This window comes from Methylobacterium phyllostachyos, assembly GCF_900103445.1.
Classification (GTDB): domain Bacteria; phylum Pseudomonadota; class Alphaproteobacteria; order Rhizobiales; family Beijerinckiaceae; genus Methylobacterium; species Methylobacterium phyllostachyos.
The window spans coordinates 80,676-96,418 of record NZ_FNHS01000001.1 but is presented as its reverse complement, the minus strand read 5'-3'; the positions used below and the strand labels follow the sequence as shown (position 1 = coordinate 96,418).

Below are 15,743 nucleotides of genomic sequence, written 5' to 3'. Positions count from 1 at the left end.
TTTTGCGTATGGCCGTACCTTTGCATGCGCTGCACCATCGCGACGAAATCGTGTGAGGTCATGTCGGTCGTGGGCGCGAGTAAACTGGGCGCCGTCCGAATACTGAAACGTTCGCGCGCGCGCGGGCTTGCGGTGTCATGACCGGTGTGCAGCGCATCATCCCGATCCGCCGGGACTACAACCGCTTCGTCGCCGATGAGACCCTGGAGGATTACGCGCTCCGCTTCACCGCCAAGAAGGCGCGGCGCTGGTCCGGCTTCGAGGTGGCGCAGACGGCGCTCGGTTCGGTCTCCTTCCTCGCCCTGGAGGCGATCGGCGGCACGCTGGCCCTGACCGCGGGCTTCCCCAACACCGTGGTGGCGGTGCTGTTCGTCGGCCTGATCATCTTCGCCACGGCGATCCCGATCACCGTCTACGCCGCCCGCTACGGGGTCGACATGGACCTGCTGACCCGCGGCGCCGGGTTCGGCTATCTCGGCTCCACCGTCACGTCGCTGATCTACGCGAGCTTCACGTTCCTGTTCTTCGCCATTGAGGCGGCGATCATGGCGCTGGCGCTGCAGCTCTGCTTCGGGCTGCCGCTCGGGATCGGCTACCTGCTCTGTGCGGGGGCGGTGATCCCGCTCGTCGTCTACGGCATCCGGTTGATCAGCCGGTTCCAGATCTGGTCGCAGCCGCTCTGGATCGGCTTGAGCCTGCTGCCGCTCGTCTTCGTGGCCGCGCAGGGGGCGGTGCCGCTGCGCGCGCTGGTGCGCTTCCCGGGCCTGGATGGTGGCACGGGCTTCGATCTCGCACGGTTCGGGCTCGCCACCGGCGTCCTGCTGGCGCTCCTCGCCCAGGTCGGCGAGCAGGTCGACTTCTTGCGGTTCGTTCCCGAGCCGAAGGGTGAGCGCGACCTGCGCTGGTGGTTGCCGGTGCTGGCCGGTGGTGCCGGCTGGATCCTGCCGGGGATGCTCAAGATCCTGCTGGGCGCCGCGCTGGCGGTGCTGGCGCTCGGCCACGGCGTGCCGCCCGAGCACGCCGCCGAGCCGACCCGCATGTACGCGGTGGCGTTCGGCTACCTGACCGGGGAGGGGGGGCGGGCGGCGTTGTTGCTCACCGGGCTGTTCGTGCTGGTCTCGCAGCTCAAGATCAACCTGACCAACGCCTATGCCGGCTCGATCGCCTGGTCGAATTTCTTCTCGCGGCTGACCCACAGCCATCCGGGCCGGGTCGTGTGGCTGGTCTTCAATGTCGCCATCGCGCTGCTCCTGATGGAGCTCGGCATCGACAAGACCATCGAGAGCACGCTGCCGCTCTACGCGTCGGTGGTGTCGGCCTGGGTCGGGGCGCTCGCCGCCGACCTCGCGGTGAACAAGCGGCTGGGCCTCTCGCCCCCCGGCATCGAGTTCAAGCGCGCCCATCTCTACGCGGTGAACCCGGTGGGCACCGGCGCGATGGTGCTGGCCCTCGGCCTCGGCGGGCTCGCCTATACCGGGCTCCTCGGCCACACGCTCCAGCCCTTCGCGCCGCTGCTGACGCTTGCCACCGCCTTCTGCGCCGCCCCGGCGATCGCCTGGGCCACGGTGGGGCGCTGGTACCTCGCCCGCCAACCGAAGACCGACTGGCCCGCGGACGAGATCGTCTGCCGGGTCTGCGAATTGCCCTTCGAGGGCGAGGACATGGCCCATTGCCCGGCCTACGACGCGCCGATCTGCTCCCTCTGCTGCTCGCTGGACGCCCGCTGCGGTGACCTGTGCAAGCCGCACGGCCGGCTGGAGGTGCAGGCGCAGGCGGCGGTCGCCCGGATCCTGCCGGGCCGCACCGCCGCCTGGATCGGCGCGCCGCTCGGCCGTTACCTCGCCGTGATGCTGACGCTCTGCGCGGTGATCGGCCTGATCCTCGGCATCGTCCACGCGAGTGCAACCATCGCGCATCCGGAGCACCGGGAATTCCTGCGGGCCGCGCTGACCAGCGTGTTCTTCACCTTGGTGGTGATCCTCGGCGTCGTGGCGTGGCTGTTCGTGCTCGCGCAGGAGAGCCGCCGGGTCGCGCAAGCCGAAACCATGCGCCAGACCACCCTGTATGAGGCGGAAATCGCCGCCCACAAGGTCACGGATGCCAAATTGCAGGAGGCCAAGGAGCGGGCGGAAGCCGCCAATCAGGCCAAGAGCCGCTACGTGATCGGGATCAGCCACGAATTGCGCACGCCGCTCTCCACCGTGCTCGGCTACGCGCAGCTGCTCGAATCCGATCCCGCGATCCCGGCGCACCGGCTCAATGCCATCCGGGTGATCCGGCGCAGCGGCCAGCACCTGTCCGGCCTGATCGACGGGCTCCTCGACATCTCCCGCATGGAGGCCGGCCGCCTCCAGATCCATCGCGATGAGGTGCGGCTCGCTGATTTCCTCGATCAGCTCGTCGACATGGTCCGCCTCCAGGCCCGGGAGGCCGGGCTGGAATTCCGCTTCGCGCGGCCGGAGATCCTGCCCGCCGTCGTCGCCACGGACGAGAAGCGCCTGCGGCAGGTGCTGCTCAACCTCCTGTCGAACGCGATCAAGTTCACGGAAACCGGCACGGTCTCGCTGGACCTGAGCTATCGCAGCCAGATCGCCGTGTTCACGATCCGCGACACCGGGCCGGGCATCCCGGAGGCGGATCGCGGGCGGATCTTCGAGCCATTCGAGCGCGGCTCGACGCCGGCCGCCCGCAGCACGCCCGGAACGGGGCTGGGGCTCACCATCGCCAACCTGCTGGCACAGCTGCTGGGCGGCGAGATCACCATCGCGGCGGCCCCGGGTGGGGGTACGCAGGCGCGGCTGCGCCTGATGCTGGCCTCGGTGGCCGAGCCCGCGCCGATCGTCCTGCCTGCCCCCGCGGAGGCCCCGGAGCGAGCCTATGCCGGCGCCCGCCGCATCGTCTTGGTCGCCGACGACGACAGCGCCCACCGGGCCCTGATGCGGGCGATCCTGGAGCCGCACGGCATCGCCGTGCTGGAGGCCGGCTCGGGACCGGACTGCCTGGCGGCGGTGGCGGCCGGCGGGATCGACCTGATCCTGCTCGACATCGCCATGCCGGGCATGAGCGGCTGGGCGGTCGCCGCTGCCCTGCGCGCCGCCGGCCATGCCGGCCCGATCGCCATGATGTCGGCCAACGTCCACGAGATCAGCCCGGTGCGCGGCGACGACGCGCCCCACGACGCGATCTTCGCCAAGCCCTTCGACCTGCGCGACGTGATGGAGCGCGTCGGCAAGCTGCTGCGCCTGGAATGGACGGGTCCGGCCAGCCTTCCGCCCGATGCCATCGAATCCCCGGAAACGCCGGGACCCGGCTCGGAGCAGATCGGCGAACTCCTGCGTCTCGGGCGGATCGGTCATATCCGGGCCATCGAAGCGACGCTCAAACGGATGGAGGCGGAGGCCACGGCGCCGCCCGCTTTCGTGGCGCAGATGCGCGGGCTCGTGGAGGGCTACGACCTGCGCCGCTACCTGTCGGTGCTCCAGGGGCTGGCCCGCAATGGTTGAGCCCGCCGGGGGCCGGCCGAACCGGGACGTCGTCCTGGTGGTCGACGATTCCCCCGACACGCTGAGCTTCCTTACGGAGGCGATCGAGCGGTCCGGCGCCACCGTGCTGGTGGCGGTGGGCGGCGACCTCGCCCTGGCGCTCGTGGACGAGATCACCCCCGACGTGATCCTGCTCGACGCCGTGATGCCCGGCATGGACGGATTCGAGACCTGCCGCCGGCTCAAGGCCAAGCCGCAGCTCGCGCATGTGCCGGTGATCTTCATGACGGGCCTGAGCGAGACCGAGCACATCGTGGAGGGCTTGAGCGCCGGCGGTATCGACTACGTCACCAAGCCGATCGCCCCCGACGAGATCCTGGCGCGGATCCGCGTGCATCTGGCGAGTGCCCGCGCCGCGCAGAGCGCCCGGGCGGCCCTCGACACGGCGGGGCGGACCCTGTTCGCCGTCGCGGAGGATGGGACCGTGCTCTGGTCGACGCCGCAGGCCGGTCGGTTGCTTGTGGGGCTCGGTGCCGACCCCTCGGGTGCCTTCGTCCTGCCGGCCCGGGCCCGGGACTGGCTGCGGGGCTGCCTTGCGGGGTCGGCCGGCTCGCTGACTTTGACGGATCGCGACGGTGTGGCCTTCGTGCTGAGCTTCATCGGCCGGACGCCGGACGAGATCCTGCTGCGCCTGTCGCGGGAGGCGCCGACCGGGGGGATCGAGCGGCTGCGGGCGCGCCTGCCCATCACGGGCCGGGAGGCGGAGGTGCTGCTCTGGCTGTCCCGCGGCAAATCGAGCCGCGACATCGGCGAGATCCTGGGCCTGAGCCACCGGACTGTGACCAAGCATCTCGAAGGGATCTACGCCAAGCTCGGCGTGGAGAACCGCACCGCGGCCTCGATCATCGCGGCGCGCCACCTTCAGGATTGAGCCGGCGCGCCGCTCCCCAGCTTGTCCACAGGAGACGCGGCCCGACGCAACATCTTGGTAAGCGCCGATACACCACGGTCCCGGTTCGAACCGAACAGCCGAGCGGGGACAGGATGATGACCAGCCAGCAACTCGCCGAGGAACTGAAGCGGATCGCCACCACGCAGGTCAGCGACATCACCCGCGCGGTGAAGGAGGGTCAGAAGTCCATCGCGCTCAACGAGGTGCGCGACATGGCCCGGCGCCTCGGCCTGCTGGCCGACGCCTTCGATCCCAAATCGGCCGCCGAGCCCGCCGCCGACGCGCAGGCCGCCGACGCGCAAGCCGCCTGACACCCTTTGCCGGCCCGGCCGCGCCGGGCTCCTCCAGGAGCGCTTTCATGGTTCGCGCCCACTTCACCATTCGATTCGGCAAGTCCTGCCTGCCTGCGTCCGCGGCTCAGTGGGTCGCCGATGCCGATGCCGCCAGGGCGGCAGCGCGCACGATCGTCCAGGGCCTGATGCGCCAGTACGGCGGCGATCCCCGGCTTCTCGACGCCGCCATCGTCATCTCCGACGATGACGGGGCGACGCTTATGGAGCTATCGTTCTCCGACGCCCTCTACATGCCGGTCGAGCCGGTGGCCGACCCGGAGCGTCGCCGCCCCCGCGCACCACGCAAGGCCGCGCCGGCGCGCCTCAGCGGCGCCCTGGGCCCGGTCCGGCGGCTCGCCAGCGTGCTCGGCGCAAAGATGCAGCCGCTGCTGGGTCCTGGAAGCTAGCCCTACAGGGCTGGCGGGACGCGCCGCGGCGGTCGTCGCGTCTGCCGCGATGGATCACGTTCTGCCCGGAGGTCTGGACCATTGAAGGGTCGGGCCGCTCGCGGTCAGGGCAGCGGCTCCGTTCCCGCCGAGGCTGAGCCCCATTCCCTGCCCCGCAACGGGGAGGCGGAGGCGCGGCCACCCGTGAGCCCTGCCCGATGACGAGGTCTGGATCCGCAGGCCCGCCCCGGAGCGAGGGTCCATCGCCTCCACCGTCGTAGTAACCGCTCAAAGATCGGCGACCGAAAACCCCCTGGACGCGAGCCGCTCGGCCAGCACGCGCCGGTGGCAGAGCGCCGGATCGCGCTCGAAGCAGAGCAGGCAGAGGGGCGCCGCCGCGGCCATCGCGGCGAGGTCGTCGAGGGCCCTCTGCCCGTCGGCGGTGTCCAGCACCTCCTCGCAGTAGATCCGGCGCATCAACGCTGCGTCACCCGCCCGGGCGGCCTGCCGTCCGGCTTTCGGCGTTCCGAGGCTGCGCAGATGCGCGTAGCCGAGACCGGCCTCCCGCAGAGATGCGCCGAGCGCGCCCTTGGAGAAGCCGCGCTTGCGTGAATTCGCCACCGCCCGGACATCCGCCAGCAGGCTCACGCCCGCTTCGTGCAGGATGCCGGCGAGCTGCTCTGAATCGAGGCCTTCGTACCCTATGGTAAAGATTTGCTTGCTCACGGCGGTGTGACCGGACTCGCGTTTCAGGACTGGCACTTAGCCGGACATCACCCTGTGCAACACCCGGGGATCCCCTGCGTATGTCGCGGCCGCGCAACGCATCTCGGAATTCCGCCGCAATGATCGCAAAGGTCCGTTAACTGCGCCAGGGCCATCGAATACGCCTGTCTGTGGCGCTCATCCGGTGGCGGGCTCAACACTGATGTCGCGGAACGACCAGATCTCGCACGCTTTTCCCTGTGGCCAAGCTCGGGGCGTGAGTGGCCGCCTGAGAACCCTGAGCCGGGTTGCCGGCCGGTTCGCCGCGACGGTGATTCTCGCCGGTCTGGCGGCCTGCGCCTCCAACCACGACTTCTACCCGACCAAGGGCGACGCCAAGCCCCATCCGGGGGTGGCCAAGGCCAAGCTGCACCCGATCCAGGGCATCGACATCTCGAAGTGGCAGGGCAACGTCGATTGGGCGTCGGTCCGGGCGGCGGGCACGCAGTTCGCCTTCATCAAGGCGACCGAGGGTGGCGACCACGTCGACGAGCGCTTCCGCGCCAACTGGGAGGGGGCGGCCCGGGCGGGCGTTCCGCGGGGTGCCTACCACTTCGTGTTCTGGTGCCGCTCCGCCAAGGAGCAGATGGACTGGTTCAAGAGAAACGTCCCGAACGACCCCGCTGCGCTTCCGCCGGTGCTCGATGTCGAGTGGAATGGCCATTCTCAGACCTGCCCGAAGAAGCTGCCCAAGGCGCAGGCCCTGGCGATGGTCACCGAGATGCTGGAAGAGATGGAGCGCTACACCGGCAAGCGCCCGATCATCTACACCGACATCACCTTCCACAAGGATGTCCTTGAGGGCGAGCTGCCGGATTACCCGCATTGGTTGCGTTCCACGGCGGCCGAGCCGGAGCAGCGGTTCGTCAACCGGAAGTGGATGCTGTGGCAGTTCACCTCCACGGGCCGCGTCCCCGGCGTACAGGGCGACGTCGATCGCAACGCCTTCTACGGCACGCCGTCCGACTGGGCCTCGTTCCTATCGACCGACTGCGATCCGCGCGAGCATAAACACCTGTCTGAACAGGGACTTTGCACTGACAAGTAGTTTCGGTCTAAGCATACAAACCTAGGTTGGTTCAGCCCGTCGCGGCGAAGGGTATGCGTGGAGAGTCCGGCCGAGGCCGGACGTTTTTGAGAGGATCCTGTCGGGAGCCTCTTCTCCATCTCTCCACCGCGCGATGCCAATCGACAGTGTCGGCCCCACGGGCAACCTGCTCCTCGATGCGCTCTCGGATCCAGATCGCGCGCTGCTGGCGCCCGATCTGGAGCGGGTCACCTATGCCAAAGGCCAGATCATCTTGGAGGCTGGGGCGGAGGTGACGCATGTCACCTTTCCCTGCAACTACACGGTGCTGGCTCTGGTCGTCACCACCCGCGACGGGCGAACCGCCGAGACCGCCACCATCGGTCACGATGGCATGGCCGGCAGATTGGTGGGCCTGGGTCACCTGCCGGCGTTCGCCAGCGTGATGGTGCAGATCGGCGGTCCGATGCTGCGCCTGGATGCGCGGCGGCTGGAGGCGGCGGCCGACCAATCCGCCGCGCTGCGCGACCTCTTCATCCGCTATGCCGACTGCCTCGTGGCACAACTCCTTCAGACGGCTGCCTGCAACGCGCTGCATGCGATCGAGCAGCGCTGCCTCCGCTGGCTCCTGACCCTCCAGGACCGGATCGTCGGCGATACGCTTCCGGTCACTCACGAAGTGCTGGCCGCGATGCTCGGCGTCCAACGCACCTACCTGACCCGTATCCTGCGTGAACTTCAGGATCAGGGGCTGATCCGGGTCGGACGCGGTCGCATCATCATCCTGGATCGCCCCGCCGTCTTGGCCACCGCTTGCGAGTGCCACGGCCGAGTTCGGCGTTATTGCGAGGCCGTGCTCGGGCCGGTGTACGGCGCGGGCGACTGAGGCGGCCGATCAATCGATGACCGGCGCGCAGATCGGCGCAGCGATTCCGGGTACCGGCGCCACCACGACGTCGACCCCGTAGATCTGGCGCAGCAGTGCCGGCGTCACCGTCTCGGCGGCGGGTCCGCAGGCGGCGAGGCGGCCGTCGTGCAGGGCGATCACGCGGTCGGCGCAGAGCAGGGCATGGCCGGGATCGTGGGTCGAGAACAGCACGGCGATACCGGCCCGCGCCAGCCGGCGGATCTGACCGAGGACGCGGGCTTGGTTGCCGAAATCAAGGCTCGCGGTGGGCTCGTCCATGATCAGGAACCGGGGTTCGCCGGAGAGCGCCCGCGCGATCAGGGCGAGCTGCCGCTCGCCGCCGCTGATCTCCGTGTAGACCGCCCCCGCCAGGTGCCCGATGCCCAGCGTGGCGAGCGCCCGCTCGGCGGCTGCCATGTCGGCGCGGCCGGGCGCCGCGAAGGGCCCGAGCCGGCTCGCCCGTCCCATCACCACCATTTCGCGGACCGTGAACGGGAAGTAGGCCGCGTGCGCCTGCGACACGGCGGCCATCGCCCGGGCGATTTCGGTTCGTGACAGGCGGCCCAGGTCCGAGCCGTCAAGCCGAATCCGCCCGGCCCGGGCCGGAAGCAGCCCCAGCATCGTCTTGAACAGGGTGGTCTTGCCGCCGCCATTGGGCCCGAGCAGGCACAGAACCTCGCCTGCCGCGACGTCGAATGACACGCCCGAGCCGACGATGCGGTCGCCGTATCCGTAGGCCAGAGCCTCGACCTGGAGCAGCATCAGCCGACCCTGCCGCGCCCGGCCGCCAACAGCCACAGGAAGAACGGCGCGCCGACGAGGGCCGTGAGGATGCCCAACGGCACCTCGATCGTTCCGGCCGTCCGCGCGATCAGATCGACGGTGAGGAGATAGCCCGCCCCGAGGATCAGGGATGCCGGAAGCAGCCGGCGATAATCCGGTCCGACGAGCAGGCGGGCGATGTGGGGCACGATCAGCCCGATCCACCCGATCACGCCGGTCATCGAGACGGCAGCCGCCGTCACCAGCGTCGCGCCCGCGATCAGGACCGGCCGCAGGATCCGCGTCTCGACGCCCAGCGCGCGGGCCTCCTCGTCCCCGAGGCTCATCAGGTTCATCCGCCACCGCAGCAGGACCAGGGGTGCGAGGCCCAGCAGCATCATCGGCAGCACCGCGCCGACATCGCCGAGCGTGACTGAACTCAGGCTGCCGAGCAGCCAGAAGGTGATCGCCGGCAGCTGGTTGTACGGATCCGCCATAACCTTCAGGAGCGAGATGCCCGCGCCCAGCACCGCACCGACCGCGACGCCTGCGAGGACCAGCGTCAGGACCGGATCGTGGCGCCGCACCGCGAGGCCGACGCCGTACACGGCCGCGACTGCCCCGAGGCCCCCCAGGAAGGCCAGGGCCTGGATGGGCGCGACCGGCAGTCCGAGATAGATCCCCAGCACCGCCCCGAGGCCGGCACCCGCGGAGACACCGAGGATGTCGGGCGAGACCAGCGGGTTGCGGAACAGGCCCTGGTAGGTCGCCCCCGCAGCCGACAGGGCCGCGCCCACCACCAGGGCGGCGACGACCCGTGGCAGGCGCACCTGCATCACCACCGTCTCCACGGGCGCGGGCACCCGGCCGGGCAAGCCGAACAGCCGATGGCCGAGCACATTCGCCAGATCGGCAAGGGGGACCGGATATCGGCCGACCGCGAGGGCGAGCACGGACAGCATCAGGAGGGCAGCCCCAGCCAGCAGGGCCGCCGACACCCGCAGGCTTCGCTGCGTCCGCGCTGCCCCGGCGGCGACGGCCGGCTCCCGACTCAACGGGGCGCACCCGGCCGCGTGCCCGACGCTGCGGGGTCGAGCAGAGCGGCGGCCTGCGCGGCGTCGAGATCGACATGGTAGAAGCGGTGGTAGAAGTCCCGCACGACCTCCGTCATCGGCTGCGGGAACAGATCCGGGTGGAGCAGCCCTGCCAGCCAGCGCAGGCCGATCACCCGGTTGACCCCCGGCGGCGCGTCGAACCACGGGAAGGGCTGAAGCGGCGCCACGTAGATCCGGCCGGTCTGGACGGCCCGCACATCCCGCCAGAGCGGGTCGCTCCGCACTGCGGCCGCGAAGGCCGGATCGAGGGTGACGATCACTTCCGGGTTCCAGGCGAGGATCTGCTCCGGGGAGACGGCGCCGAGGCGCCCGTCCCCGCCCTGCGCCACGTTGCGGCCGCCGGCCGCCTCAAGCAGCTCGGTGTTGATCGAGCCCGCGAACCCCGTCTCCAGCCCGCGCGGGCCGCGGGCGTAGTAGACGCGGGGCCGCTTGTCCTCAGGCACGGACCCCACCGCCTTCGCCACCGCGCCGGTCAGCGCCGCGACGGAGGCCGCGAGGGCATCGGCTGCGTCCTGCCGGCCCAGTGCCGCGCCGAGCTGCCGGTAGGTCTCCGGCATTCGGGCGAAGCTGCCGTCGAGCAGGATGTAGGGGATGCCGGTCTGCGCCTGGACCCGGTCGGCCAGGGACGCGAAGGTCGGCCCGAGGCTGCCCGAATCGACGATCAGGTCGGGTCTGGCGGCGAGCACGCCCTCCACGTTGGCGGTGCCGCCGCGCCCGGTCAGCCGGCCATAGGCCGGGAGCGTCCGGGAGCGGGGTTCGAGATAGGGCAGGGCCTCGGGCCGGAAGGCGCTCACCCAGCCGGCCATCGAATCGGGCGCCAGGGTGTAGAGCAGCACGGCGGCCGGCGGGCCGGCGGCCAGCACCCGCTCGATCCGGTCGGGCAGCTCGACGGTCCGGCCGGCCGCGTCGGTGAAGGGCCGTGCCGCGGTGGCGGCATCAAGCGTCAGGAGCACGGCCAGCGCTCCGGCGAGGGATCGCCTTCCGGACGCGCGCGCCATCATGCGGACGAGCGCTCGAGGATCTCGATCAGCGCCCCGTCCGGGCCCTCCACGAAGGCGATTCGCAAGCCGGGGCCCCGCTCGGTGATCCCGGTCCGGACCTTGACCCCGCGGCCGGTCAGATCGGCCATGGCGGCCTCGATGTCGGCGACCCGGAGGCCGATATGCTCGATGCCGAGGCAGGGCGTCGGTCCCGCGGGCGTCGTCTCGGCCGGGGCCTGCTCGATGAACACCGTGAGGCCGCCGAGATCGAGGACGACCCGCTGCACGGGGTCGCTCCCGACGCGCTTCACCTCCCGGGCGCCGAAGGTCTCGACGTAGAACGCGGCGGCCCGCAAGGCGTCGCGGCTGCGCAGATGGACGTGGTCGCAGGCATACTGCATCGGCCTCTCACGATTCGTCGTCGGCATGGGCTGGCTCAGGACGTCCAGCGCTGTGGCGAACGGAAGTTATGCCCACATGCCGCCCGGGACGAGGGCACCCGCTTGACGTCCCGCGCGAACCCGCAGACTTTCGCGATCCGGACCGTTGCAGCTATGCAACAGCCTTCCCACATCCGGGTGGAAAACCCACACCGCACAGCCAAGAGTTCCATGCGCAATCCCTACGACGTGCTGGGCGTGGCCAAGGGAGCGAGCGAGGCCGACATCAAGAAGGCCTATCGCAAGCTCGCCAAGGACTTCCACCCCGACCGCAACAAGAACGACGTGAAGGCCAAGGACCGGTTCGCCGAAGCGAACGCGGCCTACGAGATCCTGGGCGACGCCGAGAAGCGCAAGCAGTTCGATCGCGGCGAGATCGACGCCGAGGGCAAGCCGCGCGCCAGCGGCTTCGAGGGATTCGGCGGCGGCTTCGGCGGCGGGCGGCCCGGCGGGTTCGACTTCGAGAACATGGCCCGCAGCCGCCAGGGCGGCATGGGTGGAGGCATGGGCGGAGGGATGGGCGAGGACATCTTCTCGCACATCTTCGGCGAAGCCTTCCGGGCGGGCGGCGCAGGCCCCGGCGCCCAGCGCGGAGCGCCCAGGGGCGAGGATGTCGCGGCCGAATTGTCCGTGACGCTCGAGCAGGTCGCCAGCGAGGAGAAACTACGCCTGTACCTGCCCACCGGGCGGGAGGTGGATGTGGTCATCCCGCGGGGCGTGGTTGACGGGCAGACCATCCGGCTGCGTGGCCTCGGCCAGAGCGCCGGCCCGCGTGGCGAGCCCGGCGACGCGCTGCTGACAATCCGGATCCGGCCGCACCCGCACTTCACCGTCGATGGCTCGGACCTGCGCACAACGGTCGATGTCCCCTTGGAGGATGCCGTGCTCGGCGGCACGATCCGCGTGCCGACGCTGACCGGAGCGGTGGAAATGAAGATTCCGGCGATGACGAGCTCGGGCCGCACCTTCCGCCTGCGCGGCAAGGGCCTGCCGCGGAAGGACGGAAACGCCGGCGACCTGTTCGCCACGACCGCCATCGTGCTCCCTGAGGGCGAGGATGCGGCGCTGATCGAATTCGCCCGGAACCGGCGCGGCGCCAAGGCCGCCTGATCGACCACTGTCGAAGCCGGAACGGCCCGGACTTCCGTCGCCGGGCTGCCTCCGCTAAGGAGGCCCCCCGGCCTCGAGAGGGGCCGCGCGGCTTCGGGATCGATCATGGCGGAATACGGGCAGGGCCTTCTGGCGGGCAAGCGGGGCATCGTCCTGGGTGTCGCCAACAACCGCTCGATCGCCTGGGGCATCGCCCGGAGCGCCCGCGCTCATGGGGCGGAACTCGCCTTCACCTATCAGGGCGATGCGCTGCGCAAGCGTGTCGAGCCCCTGGCCAAGGAACTCGACGCCCACGTCATCGGCCATTGCGACGTGACCGAGTCGTCCACGATCGACGCGGTGTTCGAGGAGGCCGCCCGGGTCTTTCCCGACGGCATCGACTTCGTGGTTCACTGCATCGCCTTCTCGGACAAGGACGAGCTGACCGGCCGCTACATCGAGACCTCGGAGGAGAACTTCACGAAGTCGCTCCTCGTCTCGTGCTACTCGTTCACGGCAGTCGCCCAGCGCGCGGAGAAGATCCTGCGGCCGGGCGGCTCCCTCGTGACGCTGACCTATTACGGCGCCGAGAAGTGGATGCCGCACTACAACGTGATGGGCGTCGCCAAGGCGGCACTCGAAGCGTCGGTGCGCTATCTCGCGGCCGATCTCGGCCCGAAGAACATCCGCGTCAACGCGATCTCGGCCGGCCCGATCAAGACGCTGGCCGCCTCGGGGATCGGCGATTTCCGCTACATCCTGAAGTGGAACGAGTACAACGCGCCCCTGCGCCGGACGGTGACCATCGGGGAGGTCGGCGAGACCGCCGCCTATCTGGTCTCCGATATGTCCGCCGGCATGACGGGCGAGATCCTGCACGTCGATGCGGGCTACCACGTCGTCGGCATGAAGAACCCGGACGCGCCGGATCTGACCCTCGACAAGGATTGAGGAGCGGCGCGTCTCCCTCTTCCTTTTGCGGCGACACAAGTTTCCGGTCTCGGTGAGCTAACCCGTCACCTTGGAAGGGCGCGGATCCCCTCTCCCGTGCGGGAGAGGGACAGGGTGAGGGATGAGAGCTCTCCGGAAAAGTCTCCGCCCGCACGCGCAGCAACGGCGCGATTGATCCTGTGGGTTCTCGTCCCTCACCCCAACCCTCTCCCGCACGAGAGAGGGGGCCTGTGGCGGTCCGTCATCAGCCACGCGCCAAACCTGTGTAGCGCGTAACCCGTCTGCGGGAGTGCGTCCGCAGCAGCCCGCCACCGTCTCACTCGTCTTCTACCTCATCGAACGCCCCCGACAGCTTCAACCCGGCGATCCACGTCGCACCGTCGCGCTTGATGACGGTGCGCGTCTGCGCGCGCCCGTGCGCCGCGATGCCCGCTGCCAGCCGTTCGGAATGCGTCACCAGCCAGACCTGCGTGCGCTCGGCCGCCCGGGCGATCAGCCGGGCCAGCGGGTCCATGAGGTCCGGATGCAGGCTGGCCTCCGGCTCGTTCAGCGCGATGAACGGCGGCAGCCGGTAGCCGAGGAGGGCCCCGGCGAGGGCGAGGTAGCGCAGGGTCCCGTCCGACAGTTCGGGGGCGGCGAAGACCCGACCGGCGAAGTCCGGGGCCATCAGGCCGAAGCTCGCTTCCCGCTCCGGCTCCGGCACGACGAGCCGCGCCCCGGGGAAGGCGCCGTCCACGGCCGCGTCGAGGTCGGCCGTATCCTGCCGGATATGCGCGAGGGTGGCGAAGACCGCCGCCAGATCCGACCCGTCGGAGGCCAGCGTCGGCGTCGTCACGGCGAGGCAGGGGCGCCGAAGCGGCGAATCCGCGTCGGTGCGGAAGCCGTGATGGAAACGCCACGCCGTCATCGCCTGGCGCGCGAGGGCGATTTCCGGCTGGCCGGTCGCGTCGAGCAGGCTGCCGAGCGCCGTCTCGGTGGCGAGCAGGTCCGATCCGAGGGATTGCTTGCGCCCGTCGGCATCGCGGACGAAGCCGGTGCGGCCGTCGCGGTCGAGGATCACGGCCGTGCGGCTGCCGGTCCGGACGGTCAGGCGCTCGGCCTTGACCTGCGGTTCCCGGCGGAAGGCCGCGCCATAGATCTCCGCGCCGGCCTGCGGCACGAGGCCGATCTCCACCGCGTAGGTGAAGTCCTGCCCGGAGGTCTCGTGGCGCAGCATGACCGACAGGCTGATCCGGGCCGGTTCCCTCTGCCGCCGTCGGCCGGCCCAGAGCGCTGAATCCATCCCGCCCTCGGCGGCGAGGTCGCGGGTCAGGGTGCCGCGGGCGGCCGCCTGGAGCAGTTCGAGGGCCCGGTAGAGGTTGGTCTTGCCTGTGCCGTTGCCGCCGACGAAGACCGACAGGTCGTCGACCGGGACGCTGATCCGCCGGAGCGACCGGTAGCCCGACACCGTGACGTCGCGCACCACCAGCATGCCGGCTTCCCCTTGTCAGTCCGGGACCGTCAGCTCCGCGATGCCCTTCGGGGCCTCCGGGAATCGCGGGTCCATCGCCTCCAGCGTATCCGCGACGGTCCGCGCGATCACGTAGTTGCGGAACCATTTGTGATCGGCCGGCACCACCAGCCACGGGGCATCCGGGGTCGAGCAGCGGGTGAGCGCGTCCGCGAAGGCCTGCTGGTAGGCATCCCAGGACTTGCGCTCCACCAAGTCGGCCGGATCGAACTTCCAGTGTTTCTCCGGGTCGGCGATGCGGGCCTCCAGGCGCTTCTTCTGCTCGGCTTTGGAGATGTGCAGGAAGAATTTGATGAGCGTCGTGCCCGACTCGGTGAGCAGGCGCTCGAAATCGTTGATCTGGCCGTAGCGGCTCTGCCAGACCGCCTCCGGGACGAGGCCCTTCACGCGCACCACCAGCACGTCCTCGTAGTGGCTGCGGTTGAACACGCCGATCATGCCGCGGCCCGGCGTCCGGGCATGGTAGCGCCAGAGGAAATCGTGATCGCGCTCGTCGCTCGACGGCACCTTGAAGGAGGTGACGGTGCAGCCCTGCGGGTTCACGCCCTTGAGCACCGATCGGATCGTCCCGTCCTTGCCGCCCGTGTCGATCGCCTGAAAAACCAGCAGCAGGCTGCGCGCCCGCTCGGCATAGAGGCGTTCCTGAAGGGCGATGATGCGCTCGCGCTCCTTGGCCAGGGCGTCCTTCGCCCAGGCCTTGTCGAGGCCGCCGTCGGCGCCGGTATCCACGGCGGCGAGGTCGAAGCGGGTGCCCGGCGCGACCGTGACGATGCCCGGGGCCGCGCGGACGGGGATCGGCGGCGGGCCGCCCAGCACGTCCGGCGCGGTCTCCGCGACGCCACCGGCCCAGCGGGCGGTCGACGGCCGGCCTGATCCGTGCAGGTCGGCGCTCTCTGTCACGCCGTCATCGCGCTTCTGGCCGCGATGATGCTTGCCGTGCTTCTTCGACATGGGGCAGGACCTGTTCTCGGACGTTGCCGACCGTCGGCGAGAACGGGTGGCGCTCCGAGCCGTTCCGGGCGCCGGTGCAGGACGGGGTTGAGAC

General features: G+C 70.2%; 15 protein-coding genes. 8 read left to right on the top strand and 7 right to left on the bottom strand.

Features of this window, described 5'->3' with window-relative positions:
* Window positions 1-137 precede the first annotated feature (137 nt).
* The 4 genes from BLQ49_RS00415 to BLQ49_RS00400 all read left to right on the top strand — a co-directional run bounded on the left by BLQ49_RS00415 (window position 138) and on the right by BLQ49_RS00400 (window position 5,173).
* The gene (locus BLQ49_RS00415) at window positions 138-3,503 is read left to right on the top strand and encodes a hybrid sensor histidine kinase/response regulator (RefSeq protein ID WP_091712398.1); all 3,366 of its coding nucleotides are present in this window, start codon (window positions 138-140) and stop codon (window positions 3,501-3,503) included.
* A complete protein-coding gene (locus BLQ49_RS00410) occupies window positions 3,496-4,413 on the top strand; it encodes a response regulator transcription factor (RefSeq protein WP_091712396.1) in 918 nt (305 codons plus the stop codon). Before BLQ49_RS00415 ends, BLQ49_RS00410 begins: the two co-directional genes overlap by 8 nt.
* 116 nt (window positions 4,414-4,529) lie before the next feature.
* Window positions 4,530-4,745, top strand: coding sequence for a hypothetical protein (locus BLQ49_RS00405; RefSeq protein ID WP_167627591.1), 216 nt, complete (start codon window positions 4,530-4,532; stop codon window positions 4,743-4,745).
* Between the two features lie 47 nt (window positions 4,746-4,792).
* Window positions 4,793-5,173 (top strand): DUF6894 family protein, encoded by a 381-nt coding sequence (locus BLQ49_RS00400; protein ID WP_091712392.1) that lies wholly within the window; start codon window positions 4,793-4,795, stop codon window positions 5,171-5,173.
* Between the two features lie 267 nt (window positions 5,174-5,440).
* Here BLQ49_RS00400 and BLQ49_RS00395 read toward each other — a convergent pair whose 3' ends face one another.
* Window positions 5,441-5,878 (bottom strand): DUF488 domain-containing protein, encoded by a 438-nt coding sequence (locus BLQ49_RS00395; RefSeq protein WP_091712391.1) that lies wholly within the window; start codon window positions 5,876-5,878, stop codon window positions 5,441-5,443.
* 202 nt (window positions 5,879-6,080) lie between these two features.
* On the opposite strand from BLQ49_RS00395, the gene BLQ49_RS00390 reads away from it, so the two are divergent.
* Window positions 6,081-6,965 carry a glycoside hydrolase family 25 protein gene (locus BLQ49_RS00390; RefSeq protein WP_091712389.1) on the top strand — a complete coding sequence of 295 codons (885 nt, stop codon included), beginning with the start codon at window positions 6,081-6,083 and terminating at the stop codon, window positions 6,963-6,965.
* Between the two features lie 133 nt (window positions 6,966-7,098).
* Window positions 7,099-7,830, top strand: a complete 732-nt coding sequence (locus BLQ49_RS00385; RefSeq protein ID WP_091712388.1) for a Crp/Fnr family transcriptional regulator — start codon at window positions 7,099-7,101, stop codon at window positions 7,828-7,830.
* Between the two features lie 9 nt (window positions 7,831-7,839).
* On the opposite strand, the gene BLQ49_RS00380 is transcribed toward BLQ49_RS00385, so the two are convergent.
* From BLQ49_RS00380 to BLQ49_RS00365, 4 genes are read right to left on the bottom strand one after another with little or no spacing between them, the layout of a single operon-like run.
* Window positions 7,840-8,613 (bottom strand): ABC transporter ATP-binding protein, encoded by a 774-nt coding sequence (locus tag BLQ49_RS00380; protein ID WP_091713060.1) that lies wholly within the window; start codon window positions 8,611-8,613, stop codon window positions 7,840-7,842.
* Complete coding sequence (locus BLQ49_RS00375) at window positions 8,613-9,668, bottom strand: FecCD family ABC transporter permease (protein WP_425283955.1); 1,056 nt, start codon at window positions 9,666-9,668, stop codon at window positions 8,613-8,615. Before BLQ49_RS00375 ends, BLQ49_RS00380 begins: the two co-directional genes overlap by 1 nt.
* Window positions 9,665-10,729, bottom strand: a complete 1,065-nt coding sequence (locus tag BLQ49_RS00370) for an iron ABC transporter substrate-binding protein (protein ID WP_091712386.1) — start codon at window positions 10,727-10,729, stop codon at window positions 9,665-9,667. Before BLQ49_RS00370 ends, BLQ49_RS00375 begins: the two co-directional genes overlap by 4 nt.
* The gene (locus BLQ49_RS00365) at window positions 10,726-11,136 is read right to left on the bottom strand and encodes a VOC family protein (protein ID WP_425283954.1); all 411 of its coding nucleotides are present in this window, start codon (window positions 11,134-11,136) and stop codon (window positions 10,726-10,728) included. Before BLQ49_RS00365 ends, BLQ49_RS00370 begins: the two co-directional genes overlap by 4 nt.
* Before the next feature lie 183 nt (window positions 11,137-11,319).
* On the opposite strand from BLQ49_RS00365, the gene BLQ49_RS00360 reads away from it, so the two are divergent.
* Together BLQ49_RS00360 and fabI are read left to right on the top strand one after the other, a co-directional pair.
* Window positions 11,320-12,258 carry a DnaJ C-terminal domain-containing protein gene (locus tag BLQ49_RS00360; RefSeq protein ID WP_091712383.1) on the top strand — a complete coding sequence of 313 codons (939 nt, stop codon included), beginning with the start codon at window positions 11,320-11,322 and terminating at the stop codon, window positions 12,256-12,258.
* Window positions 12,259-12,363: 105 nt separating this feature from the next.
* Window positions 12,364-13,188 (top strand): enoyl-ACP reductase FabI, encoded by an 825-nt coding sequence (fabI, locus tag BLQ49_RS00355; protein ID WP_091712381.1) that lies wholly within the window; start codon window positions 12,364-12,366, stop codon window positions 13,186-13,188.
* Window positions 13,189-13,504: 316 nt separating this feature from the next.
* Here the strand turns inward: fabI and BLQ49_RS00350 are convergent, their stop codons facing one another.
* Window positions 13,505-14,659 carry an AAA family ATPase gene (locus tag BLQ49_RS00350; protein WP_091712379.1) on the bottom strand — a complete coding sequence of 385 codons (1,155 nt, stop codon included), beginning with the start codon at window positions 14,657-14,659 and terminating at the stop codon, window positions 13,505-13,507.
* 15 nt (window positions 14,660-14,674) lie between these two features.
* Complete coding sequence (locus BLQ49_RS00345) at window positions 14,675-15,649, bottom strand: polyphosphate kinase 2 family protein (protein ID WP_091712378.1); 975 nt, start codon at window positions 15,647-15,649, stop codon at window positions 14,675-14,677.
* Window positions 15,650-15,743: the final 94 nt, after the last annotated feature.